The organism is Parabacteroides acidifaciens (genome assembly GCF_003363715.1).
Classification (GTDB): Bacteria; Bacteroidota; Bacteroidia; order Bacteroidales; family Tannerellaceae; genus Parabacteroides; species Parabacteroides acidifaciens.
On the sequence record NZ_QREV01000014.1, the window covers coordinates 26051 to 45620 of the forward strand.

At 43.8% G+C, this 19570-nt stretch carries 12 protein-coding genes and 2 tRNA genes; 4 read left to right on the top strand and 10 right to left on the bottom strand.

The genetic code is table 11. From position 1 onward, the window contains the following. Window positions 1-43: 43 nt before the first annotated feature. Window positions 44-1591, bottom strand: coding sequence for an ATP-binding protein (locus DWU89_RS08035; protein WP_115499131.1), 1548 nt, complete (start codon window positions 1589-1591; stop codon window positions 44-46). Between the two features lie 51 nt (window positions 1592-1642). After that, entirely contained in the window at window positions 1643-3190 is a 1548-nt protein-coding gene (locus DWU89_RS08040; RefSeq protein ID WP_115499132.1) for an ATP-binding protein, read from the bottom strand. 793 nt (window positions 3191-3983) lie between these two features. On the opposite strand from DWU89_RS08040, the gene DWU89_RS08045 reads away from it, so the two are divergent. Then, window positions 3984-7310: an AsmA family protein gene (locus DWU89_RS08045; protein ID WP_115499133.1), complete on the top strand. Its 3327-nt coding sequence runs from the start codon at window positions 3984-3986 to the stop codon at window positions 7308-7310. A 4-nt stretch (window positions 7311-7314) separates the two neighbouring features. On the opposite strand, the gene rfbB is transcribed toward DWU89_RS08045, so the two are convergent. Then, entirely contained in the window at window positions 7315-8454 is a 1140-nt protein-coding gene (rfbB, locus tag DWU89_RS08050) for a dTDP-glucose 4,6-dehydratase (protein WP_115499184.1), read from the bottom strand. Between the two features lie 22 nt (window positions 8455-8476). Continuing rightward, a complete protein-coding gene (gene rfbC, locus DWU89_RS08055; protein ID WP_115499185.1) occupies window positions 8477-9034 on the bottom strand; it encodes a dTDP-4-dehydrorhamnose 3,5-epimerase in 558 nt (185 codons plus the stop codon). 159 nt (window positions 9035-9193) lie between these two features. On the opposite strand from rfbC, the gene DWU89_RS08060 reads away from it, so the two are divergent. Both DWU89_RS08060 and DWU89_RS08065 read left to right on the top strand, forming a co-directional pair. After that, window positions 9194-9265: transfer RNA gene (locus DWU89_RS08060), tRNA-Cys, on the top strand. A gap of 55 nt (window positions 9266-9320) precedes the next feature. After that, window positions 9321-9392 (top strand) — tRNA-Cys (locus tag DWU89_RS08065). A 47-nt stretch (window positions 9393-9439) separates the two neighbouring features. Here DWU89_RS08065 and DWU89_RS08070 read toward each other — a convergent pair. Beyond that, entirely contained in the window at window positions 9440-11428 is a 1989-nt protein-coding gene (locus tag DWU89_RS08070) for a glycoside hydrolase family 97 protein (RefSeq protein WP_115499134.1), read from the bottom strand. Window positions 11429-11548: 120 nt separating this feature from the next. On the opposite strand from DWU89_RS08070, the gene DWU89_RS08075 reads away from it, so the two are divergent. Further along, window positions 11549-13282 carry an SGNH/GDSL hydrolase family protein gene (locus tag DWU89_RS08075; protein ID WP_115499135.1) on the top strand — a complete coding sequence of 578 codons (1734 nt, stop codon included), beginning with the start codon at window positions 11549-11551 and terminating at the stop codon, window positions 13280-13282. 142 nt (window positions 13283-13424) lie between these two features. Here the strand turns inward: DWU89_RS08075 and DWU89_RS08080 are convergent, their stop codons facing one another. The 5 genes from DWU89_RS08080 to DWU89_RS08100 form a co-directional block, all read right to left on the bottom strand. Continuing rightward, on the bottom strand, window positions 13425-14471 hold the full coding sequence (locus tag DWU89_RS08080) for a DUF1848 domain-containing protein (protein WP_187574925.1): 1047 nt from the start codon (window positions 14469-14471) through the stop codon (window positions 13425-13427). A 23-nt stretch (window positions 14472-14494) separates the two neighbouring features. After that, window positions 14495-15310, bottom strand: a complete 816-nt coding sequence (locus DWU89_RS08085; protein WP_147292102.1) for a hypothetical protein — start codon at window positions 15308-15310, stop codon at window positions 14495-14497. 140 nt (window positions 15311-15450) lie between these two features. Next, entirely contained in the window at window positions 15451-17529 is a 2079-nt protein-coding gene (locus DWU89_RS08090) for a hypothetical protein (protein WP_147292103.1), read from the bottom strand. Between the two features lie 5 nt (window positions 17530-17534). Next, complete coding sequence (locus DWU89_RS08095) at window positions 17535-18593, bottom strand: AAA family ATPase (RefSeq protein WP_158543353.1); 1059 nt, start codon at window positions 18591-18593, stop codon at window positions 17535-17537. Between the two features lie 2 nt (window positions 18594-18595). Then, window positions 18596-19315 (bottom strand): class I SAM-dependent methyltransferase, encoded by a 720-nt coding sequence (locus DWU89_RS08100; protein ID WP_147292104.1) that lies wholly within the window; start codon window positions 19313-19315, stop codon window positions 18596-18598. Between the last annotated feature and the right edge of the window lie 255 nt (window positions 19316-19570).

Sequence of the window (19570 nt, forward strand, 5' to 3'; positions counted from 1 at the left end):
CCGGTTAAAAAAACAATGAAACCGGGGCTGGACAGAAGCAGTTTTATATCACAATCCACCGTTCGATATTACGGGTTTTAGCGCTGAAGTTCACTCCTATCTTAAACAGCTTGCGGGCATCTGAAAGGAAAGGCTGTGCATAATGTTTTTCGTCTATCTGCTGCAAAGCCTCTTCCGCCGTACCATCCAATTTGAACTCCATCACATAAATAAACTTATCCGTTTGCAGAACAAGGTCTACACGACCTTCGCTCGTATGATATTCTGCTTTCACATAGAAACCCACCAGCTTAAAGACGATAAAGAGCACATTCTGATAATGCAACTCAAGGTCTTTCACCAACTCGTAAGGCGTATCGGCAAAAAAGCTTTGCAGTCTGCGGAAAAAAGCGTCGACCTCTCCGGCACGTATCTCACGGACAAACTGCTGGATTTCAAACGAAGCTTCCTGTTTGTTGTAACGCGTATAGAATGGCATCAAAAACCTGATAAACCCTTCCTCCACTTCGCGGTTAGGAAAACCAAGATGATACAAACCAAATTCTTCATCATACCCTTTTATCGTCAGATAACCGCTCTGAAAAATAACAGGAATAGGTTGATCATCTCCATAAATGCTGTTCAAGACATCGGCATCCGTTTCTTCATGCGCCATACGTTCCAAATCGTAATGATTGCGCTTCAAAAGTTCTACCAGGTAAGTAGGGGTACCTGTTTCGAACCAGTAACTACCGAACTTCATCATGTAAAAAGTATTCAACAGGCTGAAAGGATTATAGATACCTTCCGTATTTTCCGCAAAATGGTAACCGTCATAACGATCTTTCAACTCCTTACATACTTTCTCATAGCTCATTTTCTGCTTATCGGCCAACTCATGCAAATCATCCTGAAAGTTATCATGAATCTCCTGTCCGGTTATTCCGCACAATGCAACATGGCGTTCACTCATCGAGATATCTATCAGATTATTCAGGTCGCTGAATACGCTCACCTTGCCAAACTTCGTGACACCTGTCAACATACCGAATTTGATACTGCCATCCATCGTCTTGAGCACGCCGTAAAAAGGTTTCAACGTATTACGGTATTCGGTCTGCAAGGCCTCATTGCCGATAGCTTGCAACAACGGCTTGTCGTATTCGTCTACAAGGATAACGACACGCTGGCCTGTCAGCTTGCAGGCACGGTCCACAACCCCTTTGAAACGCAGGGCAAGAGTTGATTCTCCTTCTCGGGAGCCGTAAAGAGCTTCCCAACCCAGCAACGCTTCATTCAGTATTTTGTCGAGACTGTCGGGAGCATCATACTTTCCAATATTCAAGTCCAGATGCAAGATGGGATGCTTTATCCAGTCTTTTTCCAGCTTCTCCATTGCCAATCCTTCGAACAGTTCCTTCTTTCCCTGAAAATAGGCTTCAAGAGTAGAAAGCATCAAGCTTTTACCGAAACGGCGCGGACGGCTCAGAAAATAGTAACTCCCAGTTTTCACGAGCTGATAGATCAACGCTGTTTTATCTATATAAAAATAACCGTCTTTGCGAATCTTCTCAAAGTTCTGTATGCCGATGGGGTAAATCTTGTTGCTCATAATGCTTTTGTTTTTGCCGAATGATGATCTATACAAAAGTACAAATTATTTTTATTGCACAATCCACCGTTCGATATTACGGGTTTTAGCGCCGAAGTTCACTCCTATTTTAAACAGCTTGCGGGTGTCTGAGAGGAAAGGCTGTGCATAATGTTTTTCGTCTATCTGCTGCAAGGCCTCTTCCGCCGTACCATCCAGTTTGAACTCCATCACATAAATAAACTTATCCGTTTGCAGAACCAGGTCTACACGACCTTCGCTCGTATGATATTCCGCTTTCACATAGAAACCTACCAGCTTAAAGACAATAAAGAGCACATTCTGATAATGCAACTCAAGGTCTTTTATCAGCTCGTAAGGCATATCGGCAAAAAAGCTTTGCAGGCGCCGGAAAAAGGCGTCGACCTCTCCGATTTCTATTTCACGGACAAACTTCTGTATCTCAAAAGCTGATTCTTGTTTATTGAAACGGGTATAAAATGGCATCAGGAACTTAATAAAACCTTCCTCCACTTCACGGTTAGGATAGCCTAAGCGATAAAGGCCGAAACGTTCATCATACCCTTTTATCGTCAGATAACCGCTCTGGAAAATAACAGGAATAGGCTGATCATCTCCATAAATACTATTCAAGACGTCAGCATCCGTTTCTTCATGCGCCATACGTTCCAAATCGTAATGGTTGCGCTTCAAGAGTTCTACCAGGTAAGTAGGGGTGCCTGTTTCAAACCAGTAACTACCGAATTTATTGTATTTGAAAGTATTCAACAGGCTGAAAGGATTGTAAATACCTTCCGTGTTTTCTACGAAGTGATAACCATCATAATATTCTTTCAATTTTGCACATACCTCTTCATAGGTCATCTTCCGGGCTGCAGCGAGTTCGTGCAATTCAAGATCAAGATTATCATGTATCTCCTTTTCAGTCATACCACAGATACCGACATAAGGTTCACGCATTGAGATATCGTCCAGATTATTCAGGTCACTGAATACACTTACCTTGCCAAACTTCGTGACACCAGTCAACATACCGAACTTGATACTGCCGTCCATCGTCTTGAGCACACCGTAAAAAGGTTTCAGCGTGTTACGGTATTCAGTCTGCAAGGCTTCATTGCCGATAGCTTGCAGCAACGGCTTGTCATATTCGTCTACAAGGATGACGACACGCTGGCCAGTCAGCTTGCAAGCGCGGTCTACAACCCCTTTAAAACGCAGGGCAAGAGTAGATTCTCCTTCTCTGGAGCCGTAAAGAGCCTCCCAACCCAGCAGCGCTTCGTTCAGTATTTTGTCGAGGCTGTCGGGAGCATCATACTTGCCGATATTCAGGTCCAGATGCAAGATGGGATGTGTTATCCAATCTTTTTCCAGCTTCTCCATTGCCAATCCTTCGAACAGTTCCTTCTTTCCCTGAAAGTAAGCCTCGAGAGTAGAAAGCATCAAGCTTTTACCGAAACGGCGCGGACGGCTCAGAAAATAGTAACTCCCGGTTTTCACGAGCTGATAGATCAACGCTGTTTTATCTATATAGAAATAGCCGTCTTTGCGAATCTTCTCAAAGTTCTGTATGCCGATGGGGTAAATCTTGTTACTCATAATGCTTTTGTTTTTGCCGAATGGTGATCTATACAAAAGTACAAATTGTTTTTACAGCAGCGCACTCATAAGGATGTTTTTTACACCTCAACAGTTTAAATGTTTTATTCTCGAAAATTTACAATAACCCCATTTTTCGCCATTTTTCTATTTCGTCCAAAATCTTGATCCATTTTGGATTGACTCTTTTCACGGTTTAAGCCTTTTTGTTTGACACCAGATGAAATGAGGTGCCGAGGTCGTTCCGGAAAGCGTGCAATTTGATTACCGAAAGACGGAAACACCAGCAAAGTGATAAAGCTTAACTCCCGGAGAATCGCCTGTAGCAAAATAAAACGGACGGCGTTCCAAATATCCCAAGGAAATTCAGGTGCTTTTTTGCCCTTTAGACGGTCCTCTTTCCAATTATGACCGTCCTAATCGCCATTACGACCGTCCTAATCTTCGCGAGGTGCCGAGTGCACTACACATTAGCACGGTCGCGGTGGCAAAGAGGACGGTCGTAATTGCGGAAAACGCTCAAAAAAGAGAAAAAAGTGCCTTTTTGAGGTCAAAAAAGCGGATTAACATTTATTCGCTTTCAAGTCTCTTCTAAACCTGAAAAATACGTTTTATACAATAAGGTCCCCAGGGAAGTTGAAAGTTGAGAGTTAAAAGTTGAAAGTTAGAAGAGCGCTCTTAAGTACAGACCTTCAGATTAGAATGGTTTATCGCATAAAAAAACAGATGAAGAATCTACTTTTTTCCTACTTTTGTACAAGGATTTATTTTTTTACTTACACGAGAGACAACAATGAAAAGAAAAAAGAAAATACTGACAATTATCGCCATAATTGCAGTTACACTGATATTCATACTTCCGGCTATCGGATTCAGCATATTGAACTGGGGTGTGCTGCCGCCAGAGAAGCTGACACCGCTGGTTGTCGAGCAAACCAACAAGTTTCTCGATGCGCATCTGGATTGCGAACGGGTGGAACTGACTTTTTTCGAGACATATCCCTATCTGGGGATAAAACTGACTAACGGGCACCTGATTTCGCATACCGCCGAAGACTCGACCGCCCATGAGGAAGAGTTGGCGGTCTCTTCCGACTCGTTGCTGTCGTTCAACCGTGCGACTGTCTCCCTGCAACCGCTCGACTATCTGTTCGGGGGTAAGATCACCATCAAGAATTTCTCGCTCGACCACCCGCGTTTCTACGGTTTCGTCAATAAAGACGGACGGGCAAACTGGGATATCTACCAGAGTGAAGCCGATTCGGCGGAAACGGATGCAGATAAAAAGCCACTCCCTCCCATCGACCTACAGCGGGTACGCATACGCGGAGGGCATTTCACGTACGACGACCGCCAGGCAGACCTCTTCGCCGAGGTAAACGGTTTCTTCATGCGTCTCGACGGTTCGCTTGCCGGAGGGGCCAATACGTTGGATTTTGAAACGGGCTGTTCTTCCATATTGTTCAGCAATCCGGCTTATACATTAAAGAATGACCTGGCGCTCCGGCTCAAAAGCCGCCTGGTGCTTGCCGACCATTACAATTCGATTATGCTGAAAGACGCCGAACTGATGGTGAACAACCTGCCTTTTACGGCGGACGGGGCTATCCGCAACTTCCCGGAAGACCGGCGTACACGCATCGACATGGATATGGGACTGAAGATATCTGACATGAATGACCTGCTGAAATTCATTCCTGATGCTTATTTCCAGGACCGTGACAAGATATTGGCAGAAGGCTCGGTTATTCTGGAAGGGAACATTCACGGTTTCTTAGCTGACAGTATCATACCGAACATAAACCTTTGTTGCAAGATAGAAAACGGTTCTTATCATGTTAAAGGCGTGAAACAGGGTATAGACACGTTGGCGATGGATCTGGATATCCACTTGAACGGGCCTTATCCGGATTCTTCTTTCATCTCACTCGAACAGCTTAACATGAAGGGACTCAACACCGCGCTGGACATACAGGCAAAAGTAAACAATCTGTTCCGCAATCCGGCCGTCAATGCCAAGATGAAAGGACAGGTGGATTTCACCAAGATGGGACAGGAATTCCTGAACCCGGACACTTTGCTGGTGGAAGGAGTTATGGATGCCGACTTCTCGGCCACATTCACCGTAGACGACCTCCTGGAGAGCCGTTTCGGGAAAATACACGGTTCCGGCAAACTGAGTATTGATAAACTGAAAGCATTCAGCCAGCCGCTCGGCATGGATATTTTCATCTCTGACGCTTATCTGGCAATCGATACGACACACCAGAAAAGCCGCTACCTGGAAGCACAGGAGCTGATGCGAATGACGATGGGCATCGACAGCCTGAACATCAAATACAAGGATGAAATCAGTACGAATATCAGCAAACTGGAAATGCTGGCACAGACATCGCCTGTGATCGACACGACCGCAGTCATACCGATGACAGGACGCTTGGCGTTCGAGCACCTCCGGACACGTATGCCCGATTCCGTCTGGATGGTAGCAGGGCGTACCGAGCTGAAGGGCGGCATCAAATCGTCGGCTTCCGACAAACAAATACCGACGGCAGCAGCTGTTATCTCGGTCGACACACTGAAATATATCAGTGTCCCGCTTCGTACAGGCCTTGCGCTGACAGAGAGCAGGTTTACAATCGAAGCGCTCCCCTACCGGGACGCACGGCGCCAGCAAATGGCAAACCGGCAACAGCGCATTCCAACCGGCAGGCAGCGCGGACAACAGACAGTAAGAAGGAGAGACTCAACCGATAGAAAAACGGCAAACGACAGCACGGATATCAGCGACCAGCTTCTCCGCAAATGGGAGGCACGGGGCAGTATCTCGTTTAAACAAATGCGCGGTTTCAGCCGCCTGTTTCCTCTTCCCATGTGGATGGAGCAGACGACGATGAAGTTTAACACCAACGACATCACATTGACGGATGCCCGCTTGCACTTAGGAAAGAGCGATCTTACCCTCAACGGAGAGGTCAGCCAGATCCGGCGGGCAATGCTCCGAGGCGGCAAACTAAAAGGAAACTTTAAACTGAGTTCGGATTATATCGACTGCAACCAGTTAATGCAGGCGATCAACAGCGGTATGCAATATGCCGCAGGTAATTCAGACCTGGCGCTCCTTAGTGACGAAAGCATAGCGGGGCTCGACGCAACAAAGATGCAGGACAGCATCTCGCAAGCAGAGATCGACACTACCGGACAACTGTTCGTCCTTCCTGCTTTCCTCGACATGGCGCTCCATACCGATGCGAAACGAATCGATTTCAAAGATCTGGAACTGGAAAACGTGACAGGAGAAATTGTCCTGCGCGACCAAAGTATAAATTTGAGCAAGCTCAATATGGAGTCCAATATGGGACACGGAAACCTGACGATGGTCTACACGGCAAGGAACGAAGAGGAAGCGACTGCCGGATTCGACCTCGATATGGAAAACGTACAGGTAGAAAGGCTGATCGCGCTCTTCCCGTCCATCGACACACTGGTCCCGATGCTCCGTTCGTTTGAAGGTGTGCTGGGCTGCGAGGTCACGGCTACCTGCAAGATAGACTCGACTATGTCGCTCGTCATGCCGTCGATCAATTCATCCTGCTATCTGCACGGGAATAATATGGTATTGCTGGATGGCGAGACTTTTGCCGAAATATCCAAAACGCTGATGTTTAAGAACAAGAAACGGAATGTGATCGACAGCATTGCGGTTGACCTTGCGATCAAAGATAATAAGATCGAAGTCTTTCCTTTCCTGGTAGAGATGGACCGTTACCGGGTAGCTGTCGGGGGGACGCATAATCTGGACATGACGTTCAATTACCATGTGTCCGTACTGAAATCGCCTGTTCCCTTCAAGTTAGGAATCGACATTACCGGCAATCTGGACGACTTCAAATACAAGATCACGAAGTGTAAATACAAAGACATCTTCAAACCGGCCAAGCAGGCGGAACTCGACAGCACACGCAAGAATATCCGGAAAGATATCCGCGACGCCATCCGCAAACAGATCGAAGAAGCGGCTCCGGAGTTAGGGAAGAATCTGGCATTGGCAAGAACGGAAACAAAAAAGGAGGCAGGGGAAATTCAAGAATCCCCGGCCTCCTTCCAAGAAGGGAATTAGGTGATTACCTGTTCCCGTACATTTCTTCGTAATACTTCATATAGTCACCGCCGGTAATATCTTCCACCCATTTCTGGTTATCCAGATACCAGCGAATGGTCTTGACGATTCCGACCTCAAAAGAAGTTTCGGGCGTCCAGCCTAATTCGTTTGTGATCTTCGTCGGATCGATCGCGTACCGCTGGTCATGCCCGAGGCGGTCTTTGACAAAGGTTATCAGGCTTTCGTTAATCCAGTCGATAGAAATCTGTCCGTCGGCGCCAATTTCCTTTTTCTTCAGGATTTGGCGGTATTCCGGTTGTTCGGTCATCAGGTTGCGGATCGTGCCGATTGTCAATTTCACGATTTCGATATTCTGCTTTTCGTTATGACCGCCAACATTGTAGACCTCTCCTGCCCGTCCCTTATGGATCACCATGTCGATAGCCTTGCAATGGTCTTCGACATACAGCCAGTCGCGCACATTCGTACCGTCACCATAAACAGGGAGTGACTTGCCTTCAAGGATATTTTTAATAATCAGCGGAATCAGCTTTTCCGGGAAATGATACGGACCGTAGTTATTGGAACAACGGGTAATGCTGACCGGCATTTTATACGTTTCGGAATATGCCTGCACAAACAAGTCGGCACTCGTTTTGGATGCACTGTACGGGCTGCGCGGGTCCAACGGGGTAGTTTCATGAAAATAACCCTCGGCGCCCAGGCTGCCATACACTTCATCCGTCGATACCTGATGGAAACGGACTCCTTCACGCCACCGGGGATAACCGGTCTCCGCCTTGCCCGTCACCCAAGCCTTGCGGGCGGAATCGAGCAGGTTCTGCGTACCCAATATATTCGTAACCAGGAAAAGCTGCGGATTCTCGATGCTGCGGTCAACATGGCTTTCGGCTGCAAAGTTAACGACATAATCGAACTGATATTTCGCAAACAACTCGTCCGTCAAGGCACGGTCGCAGATATCCCCTTTCACAAACTCGCAACGATCTCCGTCGATATCTTCGGCAATCGTTCCGAGATTGCCGGCATAGGTCAGCAGGTCCAGGACAACGATCTTTATTTCAGGATACTTTGCCAACATATACTTAACGAAATTGGCGCCGATAAAACCGGCCGCTCCGGTAACCAGGTAAGTCTTCATATCTGTATGTGTAATTATAAATTCATAATTCAAAATTCATCTCCGCTTCCCCCAATAAAGGAGCGTTTCGGTCCTTATCCGATAAATTAAGGATGGAAGGGTCCGTAATCCTCCATTCCACCGCAACCGCAGGATCGTCAAAACGCAAACCGCGTTCATGCGTCGGCATATAAGGATTATCGACTTTATAAGTGAAGACCGCTTCCTCGCTCAACACATGGAAACCATGGGCGAACCCCTGCGGAACAAAGAACTGGCGTTTGTTTTCGCCGGACAATTCGACAGCCACATATTTCCCGAACGTAGGAGAACCTTTACGCAAATCGACAGCCACATCCAGCACGCATCCTTTAATCACACGCACCAGCTTGGCCTGTGAATAGGGCGCCAGCTGGTAATGCAAGCCTCTCAATACACCTTTCGAGGAACAGGATTCGTTATCCTGCACAAATTCCACTTTACCGATATGTTCTTCAAACTCCGCCTTTTTCCAGGCTTCCATAAAATAGCCACGCGCATCTTTAAACACTTTCGGTTCAATGATCCACACGCCGGGGATTTCTGTTTCAATATATGTCATTATCTTATTGTTTATGCTAACAGAAGGCAAAGTAACTTCTTTTTCCTTAGTTCTCCAAGCCTCCAGGAAAACAAAAAGGGAAGAAAAGATTTGCATATTCCAAATATATTCTATTTCTTTGCACTCGCAAAACCGGAATGGTTCTTTTGAAAACATATTGGTTCCTTGGATGAGTGGCTTAGTCAGCGGTCTGCAAAACCGTCCACGGCGGTTCGAATCCGCCAGGAACCTCTTGGTAATTGAAAATTCAAAATGGAGAACTGAATATTACTTATTATTCTATTTTGGTTCCTTGGATGAGTGGCTTAGTCAGCGGTCTGCAAAACCGTCCACGGCGGTTCGAATCCGCCAGGAACCTCAAAAAAAAGCTTGTAATCATTAGACTACAAGCTTTTTTTATTACTCCTATCTGTAAATCTTCGCAGCCCAACCGCCACCCGGGGCCATCTTGACTTTCACTTTGCGGTCGGCGGGAACCGGGATGATTTCCTTCTTATAGTCACGGGCGGCACGATCGGCATTGATTCCGTCGCGGAACAATTCCATCTTATAGTTGCCGTCGCCCAGGAAAGAGAGGTCGAGCTCCACTTCGCGGGCATCCCAGTTTGTCAATGCACCGACATACCAGTTATCGCCATGATGGCGGGCAATGGCAACATACTCTCCTATCTTACCGTCCAATGCAACCGTCTTGTCCCATACGGTCGGGATATCGGCGATAAATTCCGTACATTCGGCCTCGCGTCTGTAGTTGGAAGGATTATCGCACAGCATGTTCAGCGGAGATTCAAAGATCACATAAGTGGCCAATTGATGGCAACGCGTACCCTGGCTCATCGGCTCGGTATTGATCGGGGCGTAGTTTTTACGAATCGCATTGCGCATGGCACCCTGCGTATAATCCATCGGGCCGGCCACCATACGGACAAACGGGATCGTCACGTCGTACAACGGCATATCATATGTATTAGCCGCCCATTTCATATTTTCCAGACCATGCACGCCTTCATAATTGATTACGTTCGGATACGTGCGTTGCAAGCCTGTCGGTTTGCATATACCATGATAATCCACCATCATCTTATATCGGGCACAAGTTTCAGCGCCCCGGTAAAGGAAGTCAATGATCTCCTGGTCGTCACGGTCCATAAAGTCGACCTTGAAACCTTTCACACCCATATCCGAATAATGTTTCACCACTTTCTCCATATCGCGGTCGAAAGCATGATAGCCGGCCCAAAGGATAATGCCGACATTCTTAGATTTGCCATAGTTGACCAGCTCCTGGATATTTATTTCCGGGATCACCTGCATCAGGTCGGCAGCCAGGTTGACAGACCAGCCTTCATCCAGGATTACATATTCGATACCATGTTCGGAGGCAAAATCGATATAATATTTATAAGTCTCGTTATTGATGCCTGCGCGGAAATCCACCCCATAGATATTCCAGTCGTTCCACCAATCCCAGGCAACCTTACCCGGCTTGATCCAGGAGAAATCCTGCACGCGGCAAGGAGAAGCCAAACGATAGACCATATCGCAATCGGCCAATTGCTTATCATCTTCCGACACGACAAACACACGCCACGGGAAAGCACGCGTCCCCTTCGTCTTGGCAATGTAGCCTTCACGTTCTTCGACCAACATCTGGAGGTTGTTATGGCCACCCTGTTTCTTCACCTTAGGATAAGGAGCAAAAACAGGCTTCAAGGCCGGTTTGTCAGTCAAGTTATTCAGGAACATACCCGGATAGTCTTCCAAGTCGGCTTCCGTGATGCAGAGTTTCTTACCGCCGTCCAGTTCGACCAGAAGCGGAAGAATCATCAACCGTTTGCTATCCAGTTTCGTGATCGGCTCATGTACATAAGGCTGCTCGAAAGAGTTCATGAACTGTTCCTCAAAAGTCGCCTTTTGGCTGTTCACATAAGGAGCGAACGTCTTATGGTCGGAAGAGAAATTATAGCCGGCTTCTTCGTTCACCACGATGATATCATTTTTCATCTTTGTGGTAAAGCGGTAAGCCATTCCATCATTATACAGACGGAAAACAAGACCGTAATTACCGCGGAACGCGAATGTCATCTCGTTATACGTATCCTCTATTTCCGTCTTTTTATAGAAAGGAGAAGGAATAGTTTTATCCACTGCCGCCTTCAAGACCTTCGATACTTTCGAATTGGCCCCCAAGACGGAGCCATCCTGCAGTGTCATGGAAATTGGCGAAGCCGCCAGAACCTCTGTCCCGTCATGTGTCAGGGAAAAACGGATATCATCACCCACAGTAACGACTACTTGCAGTTTTTTGTCCGGCGATTGCAACTGATAGCTTTTCTGAGCCATCAACGATACGCTCCCCATCAGGAAGAGCATAATAAGAGCTTTTAGTTTCATGGTTTTCAAATTTAATTAACTGACGGCAAATATACGGGAATAAACAGGAAAAGCTTTTGCAAAATTGTCTTATCTTTGTTGATATTGTATCATAATACAGCTATAAAAGGGACTATTTGTATGAAAAAGCTTATTTGTTTACTGTTTTGCAGCCTTCTTTTCCTTCCGGCTGCCGCCCAATGGAAATGGCATAATCCGATGAAAGCCGGTTTTCCGGTTATCCAAAACCAGGGATTCACAAAGGAAATCGGAAACACTTACACCCGCTTGCCGGAACGTGCCAATGGCGTGGTGAGCGAACCGGTCTGGAACCTGTCGCGCCATTCGGCCGGACTTGCCATCCATTTCTACAGCGATGCGCCTCAGATTAAAGTCCGCTATACCGTAACCGGCAGCCTGAACATGCCGCATATGCCCTCGACCGGCGTTTCCGGCGTCGACCTCTACAGCATCGACAGCGACGGAAAATGGCACTTCTGTTTCGGCGGCTATTCGTTTCAAGATACGATTACCTATACATATAATAATATAGGTAAAGACCGCTATCATAAACAAGGGTTTGAATACCGGCTCTATCTCCCGCTGTACAACGGGGTGAAATGGCTGGAGATCGGTACGCCCGAAGACAGCCATCTGGAATTTATCCCGCTTTCTCCCGAAAAGCCGATTGTCCTCTACGGGACTTCCATTGCGCAGGGAGCTTGCGCCTCCCGTCCGGCAATGGCGTGGAGCACGATCCTGCAACGCTCACTCGACTACCCGTTGATAAACCTGGGATTCTCCGGCAACGGCAGACTGGCAAAAGAGGTGTTGCAATTTATCAATGAGACGGACGCGCGTCTGTACATTCTGGACTGTATGCCCAACCTGCCCAACCAGGAGGAAGAAGAGGTGACAGCCCTTGCCATCGCCGCCGTCAAGCAGATCCGGGAGAAGCATTCGGCTCCTATCCTGCTGATCGAACATGCCGGATACAGTAATATGCAGACTGACTCCACCGAATACAAACGGCTTATGAAAGTGAACCGGGCTTCCCGTAAAGCCTACGAGCAGATACAGACCGAAGGGATTCCGGGCGTCTTCTACCTCACCCGCGAAGAGCTGAACATTCCTGCCGACGGCTGGGTAGACAGCGTGCATCCGTCCGACTTGGGCGCACAGCAGCAGGCTACGGTTGTAGAAAAGAAGATACGCGAAATCCTGCATATCCCTCTCGGTTCCTTCGCAACAACCATCCCCGTCACCCAACGCCGCGAACCGCATATGTACGAATGGCACGCCCGCCACCGCGCTATCTTGGAGCAAGTACGCAACCATCCGCCCAAAGCTGTCATCATAGGCAACTCGATCACCCATTATTGGGGAGGCGAACCGGAACACCGGAACAAGAACGGAAGGGAGACATGGGAGAAAGTGATGCGCCCCGCCGGCTTCCAAAACCTGGGCTATGGCTGGGACCGGATAGAGAATGTGCTTTGGCGCGTGTACCACGGCGAACTGGATGGCTATGACGCCGGCAAAGTAGTCCTGATGATCGGCACGAACAACTGTGGACTGAACAGCGACAATGAGATTGTCGAAGGCCTCCGCTTCCTACTCTCCGCCATCCGCCAGCGTCAGCCGAACACCTCCATCAAAGTCATCGGAATCCTTCCCCGCCGCAATCAGGAGCAATGGGTGAAAAACATCAACATCGATATCAAAGAAATGGTGGAAACGGAAGGCTTCGAATTTGCCAACCCGGGAACAGCCCTGCTGCAACAAGACGGCAAAACAAACGAAAGCTTGTTTATCGGCGACGGGTTGCACCCGAACGAGGAGGGATATAAACTGATTGCAGGAGATATATTATAATTAAAACAATCATTATAAAAGAGGGTACACCAGAAGCTGCTTATCCCCGCGCTAAACGCAGGATCGCAAAAAGACAGGAGTTATCAATTTTCTGATGTAATTTCCACATCAAGAACGAGAATAAAGCTCTACTGTCCCCTCTTCATTTATCAATCAAACTTTCACTATCATCTGAATGCATTATGTTTTTCAATACACATTCCCGACTGGTATTAGCATAACAATATACACAGAAATGATGGCAAGTATTATACATACCGATATCCTTACTCACCATACAGCCACAAACCTTACGTTGTCCTTTGTCTTTTAAGTTCTTTCGTTTGTCTGGCATAACAGGAAGCATACCGAAAATATCCGGTTCGGGCAATTTGCCAGTCTGAAGATAATACATCAATTCGTAGTCATCACCGAACACACATTCCATTAATTCACCATCAATACAACGATTATGCTCAATGCCATAAGTATCCAAATCAACATCTTCAGCACAAGTAGCAAGTACTACATTCCATCCGGCAGATGCCCACGTTTCACGAAGCTTTACCAATCCTTCTACCATTTCTTGGCGTTGTGTCGTATTCATCTCTGCCCCTTCGACATTGCTCTTAGAAAAATAATGAGTCTCTTTAACAAGGTTATTCTGCACTTTGCGGTAGGCTTTCACATCCACAAAACTAAATACAAGTTTATCAGTATAACCTTTCAAACAATTACCAATCTTCCACATACGACTAAGTAAAATGCGGGGAGTAATAGACGGAGTGATAATAAGCGGGTCAAACCGCCAGATTATCCGTTCTTTCCCTATCATTTCCGATAACTGACGAAAAATACCCACTCGTTGCTCTACACTTGGAACATTTGGCTCAAAACCTTCATCAGTATAATCGTTCAATGTCACTTGGAAGTAATAATGAATGCCCCGTTCATCAAGTTCATGCAGATAAGGCAATATTGGTTTCGGATTCTTCGTCCAAAACACAATGACTTTACACCGCTCGAATGAGACATACATTTTTTGCTGATTGAACGGATTATACCATACACAATAACCTCTAGCCAAACGATTGAAGAACCATTTAGCATAAAAAGCCGGGATATCCGTTGATCGGCTGGCGGAGATAATAACGGGAGCCACAGCCTCTACTTGCTCGCCGAAGTCGGTAGTGATAAAAATTTTATCCATAACTATTGCTTTTATTTAGGCTCTTATTCCTGCAAATTTTCTAATACATATAAATCAGAAAAGCACATATCCGCACGATATGCCATCCCGTGATGAACTTTTATAGCGATTATAACAGGTCTATTATTATCTTGGACCAGGTAAATGCCTTTCTTATTCGGTATTGCATTTACCTTTACAACACTTCCTGTTTGAATGATAGTATTGAATTTTACTGCAAGATAGTTTAAATATTTATCTTTTCCTTTCATCTCTTCAAGAACCCATTGTGATGAATAAGTAAAATCAGGAACAAGATATGGCTCAATTATAGATACATCTTTCTTATTCCAAGCCTCTTCAAAAGCGATTATAACATTACAATTATTCTCATAACTATTTTCTCTCACTCCTGCACTTACGACTTCTTCTAAATCTTTTTTCTGATATTCTTCTACAAATCGAATAAGCGAAGGATATGCGATCTTTGCAAAATAATTAGTTGTACATCCTAAAAGAAGTAAAGATAGCTCATCATTGGACAGATCAATAAATACCATATCTTCAATGAAATTATCAGTAACCGGCATCCAATATTCTGAAAATTGTTTAGCTAAATCAGAATCAAGTTTATGAAAATGTTCAATCCATTGATCATAACAAACCTTTGCTTTATTAGCAGAAATCACATGTTTAGGAAATTCCACAAGGGAAAAACATCCTAATATTTCAGAATACTCTGCATATAAAGGGAATGACACTTCGTCCAGATACTTCCAAGCTTCAGGTTTATTATTAAAATAGGAAATGATGTTTATAGCTTGTTGCACCCGATTACTGATTATTTTATCTTGAATCATATTCATTTACATTAAAATATTAAAAATTATCATTGAATACCTTTCTTAATCTAAAGTAAAAAAAGCGCTTAACACAAAAGGCCAGAATATCTGTCAACCAGTTGGTAATGATAAAGATTAAAGCTACGACCTCTATTTGCTCACCGAAATCGGTAGTGATGATTACATTTTTTTTCATTCCTGATCTCTTTCAGTTCTTTCTCAACCCTCCTAGCCAGTTCATCAGTGAACAAATTTAGAAGCTCTTTATGACTCTTAGATTCTCCACGACTTTCTTTTTTACATAAGTGCAAGAAATAATCAATATGTTTATCGCTCATACAGTCATATCCTTCCGCCGTATAAGCCCAATTATCATTTAATCTTTTTTCAACTTTCTTATTAGAAGAACGCAATTTTTTCAAAGATTTCAAATCCGGCAATTCTTCCTTTGGGAATAAGGTTAAATCCTTATCCTTGTTATTTCCTTTAACTCTCCGGTTCTTTCCTTGAGTTGGATTGAGTTTTTTCTCTAAATACTTCTGTACGGTTTTCTGAAGACCTTTTCCGCTATTAATGCGTGGATCTTCTTTTATATCTGATAAGAAATCAGCACTGATTCCTCTATGTCGGACACAAATTTCCATATATACAGATATATCCTTTTTAGCACCCGAGCACCCACAATCACGAAGAAATTCATTTATCTGATCCTCGTAGGAGAAATCAACCTCATCTATAGATGTCTCTTCATCAACCATCACAGATTTATCTTTCGGCAGAGTAGGATCAGTCCCTAATAATTGACCATATAATTCTTTATAAACATCTGCCACATATTTTTTTTCATCAACTCCTTTTTCATCAACGTTTAGCAAATTATCTGTAAAATCCCTTGTCAGATTAGCAAAACCATTCAACTCGCCATAGAAGGCAAAAGCAAGGCGATAGTCCGAAATGGATTTACTTTGCATAAAAGCAAGCAACTGTTCCCAATCATTTCCTTTCGCTATAACGGCTACAATAGAAGAAACTAACAGATTATCCCACCTGAACATATTTTCCTGTCCTCTCACATATTTACGCATCTGATTCAATAATAGCTTCGCTTCACTGCCTTCCCAAGTATCTTTATATATTTCCTTTGCTTTTGTTGTAACTTCATCGGAGATTTTCTCCTTAAAAGAACTAATCTTCCCATTGTATGCCCTTGATAACAACACCTCGTTCACCCAAGCGATTATCAAGCTGTTTTCTAATCTTTCACCCAAAAGTTTATTTGAGATCTTGCTTAAACGGCAATCTGTTATAATGATCTCCTCAGCTGAAGGTTCCAATCGCTTCTGAACCTTTCGAACTTGTTTTTGTAATACATCTTGTTGCTCTTTCAACCAATCAATAGCAGGATTATTATTTTCGGGAGAATACCTCAAATATCTTATAAGTTCTTCCACATCAATTATTCCTGGATACTTCATCCCCGATTTAATCCAATCCTCTATCTCTTGTATAGGCATCCTAAGTTCCAACAAGCGTACTATAAGTGGATTATACTTTTGCAATCCTGTAAATAAAATATTTAGCCTCTCATTCTGGACTGTGGTAAGAAAATGATCTTCTGATGACAAGACGGAGAAAAAAATATCTTGTAACTCTCGTAGTATATTCACCTTTCGAGTAACCTCAGGCGTAGAAGAAAGCGAAGCTCCTATATAATAGCCATACAACAAGCCTTTCAATTTATTAATACGATAATCATATTCAATTTTCTCATTATTCAAGCCGACATTCAATTCCATTTTAGGAATATTACCCACTGTCGGACTCTCTACAACAAGTCTCTTGCGATAAAATTCCACGAGTTTTGTTTCCTGACTGCTGTCAGATAAAGACAATGCGACATGTTGATCTTGTGCCGAGAAAAAGATGAACCGAGTTCGCCACGGTGACAGATAAATAGTATGATCGCTATAGAATACACCCTCTGCGACCTGTGGAAAATCCTCATCCGTACAGATTTCGACAAGCAAAGGATGATCCTCAATATCACTACTCGGACGAGTGAATCCGATAGGCCTATCATAAAGGAGAATCACATTATCAATGTTATTCTCCGGTATCTCCAACCAACGAGAATAACCAAACCCTCTCCGTTCATAAAAAGCTTTTGGAGAAATACTTTCACTCGACAATATATTATTGAAGTTGAAAGTGGAAGTAGGAATATATAATTTTTTCATATCGTTCAAATATCTTCTATTTCTTCTATTTCTGAAATTTCATACAAATCCGGGGATATATCTGATAGAGGTTTAGGCAACAATCCACTATACATTATATATAAGTTCCTATACGTACGCGTCATCGCCACATAAAGAGATTTTCGTTGAGAACCTCCATCATCACTAAAATCCTCTATACATGGAAGGAATACAGTCTCAAATTGCAATCCTTTCGCACTATGATAAGTCATTACTTTCGGATTGGTAGTCGAAAAGTTCAAAGAATCTTCACTATTACGCCAATTCTCTTTATCTGAATAACGTAACTCAACATTCAATCCTAAACATTTCAACCTTCCTCCTATATCTTTAACCATTTCATTATGAGGCAACAAGACTGCGACATCCAACAAGTCATTCCTTTCAATAATACACTTTACAGCAATTAGTTGACTTTCTATATCATCATATTTCAAAATATGTGGCATTACTGTTTCCTGACTTTTGTACGTACTTTCTTCAAATGGTGGCAAATCAACACCAACCGACTGTACCAATTTTGCAACCGGTATTGGCAAGCGATAATTACGGTATAACTCCCAAACCTTTGGCCTTTCTCCTCTAGGCAAAAGATATCCAATATCTTCCACAGGTAATGTGTCTTTCAATCCTTCATAAATAGATTGTGCAGTATCACCGAAAAAAATGAAATGCTTCTTTGCTGCATCAATAAACTCTCTTATTTCCTCTTCTTCAAAATCCTGTATTTCATCTACGATAATATAATCAGCAGGACTGCAATTTTCTCTATTTTTCCATGCCCAATAATAAAGGAAAGTATTTTTTAGCCCTAAACTTTGCCTCCCTGCATTCATGTATTGACAAAGAGCTTTCGTAAACACGATGATTTTATAATTATCTCCTCGTTCCTTTTGTATACGTTGCGCTTTTATTAAAGCAAGTACAGATTTACCGCTACCAGCACACCCAGTTACGATACACGATTTATCAAGGACAGCCATTAATACTTTAATCTGATCTTCATCTAACTCAGATTCTTTTATCATCCAATCCTTTTTCATGATTATATAAATTTTTGTATGATTCTCCATGCAACTTTACTCACATCTCTTTTCCTTCTGGAATGAGACACCGTAAACGTCTGATTATAGCCTTCGTTTCTTCGGATCACTTGGCAGTCAGCCTCCTCCAATCCTTTATCCATCATTTTGGGCAACCATTCTTGAGAAACATTATTATAAGATGTAACATCCACAAATAACATGATTCCTTCCGAATTTAGCTTAGGCAACAAATTTCGCACTATATAATTATAAGCATTTTGTTGTTCAAATCGTTCTTTCGTCACAAACTCACAAATTGCTTTAAATGACATTATAATGTCAAAACCATTAGGGATAATAGAATCAAGTATATTCAAATCGTAGAAATCATCAATCACAATAGGAATTATACGGCATTTAATCTTAACATTCGTCCGTAAAGAATAAGCATCCACCACTTTCTCAAAAAGACGGAGAGCATACGAATTCCCATCAAAAGCACATATATTAACAAACTTCATATTTGAAAAATAAATTTTGAGAGCCTCCAACAAGCCAATAATCTCACCACCTGTTCCACATCCAAAATCAAAGACGGAAAGTTCTTCTTTATCATACCAATCCCCTACATGATATCTAAAGAAATCACTGTAAATGCAAAAAGCTTCTGCATAACTACGTGGAAAATAAGTACCAATATAGTTCAATACATCATTTCTATCCCAATCAATAACTGTCATGTCAGAATTGGAACAACAATAAGAGCCATGTAATTTCGTGAATATATATTCGTCAAGCCATTGCGGGAGATACACATCTGTTATCATAGGATTCTCTCATCATATCTTCCGTTGGCTACCTTAGCGGGAGGTTAACATTATAACAATCTCATATACACAAAAACGTGGAGCCAGTCCTGTCACTCGTTCCACGATTCAAAGGCTCTCGCATGCCCAGTTTGTCGAAACGAGCAACGTCGAAAGCCCCACGCCGAT

Excerpts from the sequence above, each read along its gene's own strand:
- DWU89_RS08090 (WP_147292103.1), bottom strand. The coding sequence starts at position 17,529 with ATGAAAAAATTATATATTCCTACTTCCACTTTCAACTTCAATAATATA.
- DWU89_RS08095 (WP_158543353.1), bottom strand. The coding sequence starts at position 18,593 with ATGAAAAAGGATTGGATGATAAAAGAATCTGAGTTAGATGAAGATCAG.
- DWU89_RS08100 (WP_147292104.1), bottom strand. The coding sequence starts at position 19,315 with ATGACAGTTATTGATTGGGATAGAAATGATGTATTGAACTATATTGGT.
- DWU89_RS08080 (WP_187574925.1), bottom strand. The coding sequence starts at position 14,471 with ATGGATAAAATTTTTATCACTACCGACTTCGGCGAGCAAGTAGAGGCT.
- DWU89_RS08085 (WP_147292102.1), bottom strand. The coding sequence starts at position 15,310 with ATGATTCAAGATAAAATAATCAGTAATCGGGTGCAACAAGCTATAAAC.
- rfbB (WP_115499184.1), bottom strand. The coding sequence starts at position 8,454 with ATGAAGACTTACCTGGTTACCGGAGCGGCCGGTTTTATCGGCGCCAAT.
- DWU89_RS08070 (WP_115499134.1), bottom strand. The coding sequence starts at position 11,428 with ATGAAACTAAAAGCTCTTATTATGCTCTTCCTGATGGGGAGCGTATCG.
- rfbC (WP_115499185.1), bottom strand. The coding sequence starts at position 9,034 with ATGACATATATTGAAACAGAAATCCCCGGCGTGTGGATCATTGAACCG.
- DWU89_RS08075 (WP_115499135.1), top strand. The coding sequence starts at position 11,549 with ATGAAAAAGCTTATTTGTTTACTGTTTTGCAGCCTTCTTTTCCTTCCG.
- DWU89_RS08035 (WP_115499131.1), bottom strand. The coding sequence starts at position 1,591 with ATGAGCAACAAGATTTACCCCATCGGCATACAGAACTTTGAGAAGATT.
- DWU89_RS08040 (WP_115499132.1), bottom strand. The coding sequence starts at position 3,190 with ATGAGTAACAAGATTTACCCCATCGGCATACAGAACTTTGAGAAGATT.
- DWU89_RS08045 (WP_115499133.1), top strand. The coding sequence starts at position 3,984 with ATGAAAAGAAAAAAGAAAATACTGACAATTATCGCCATAATTGCAGTT.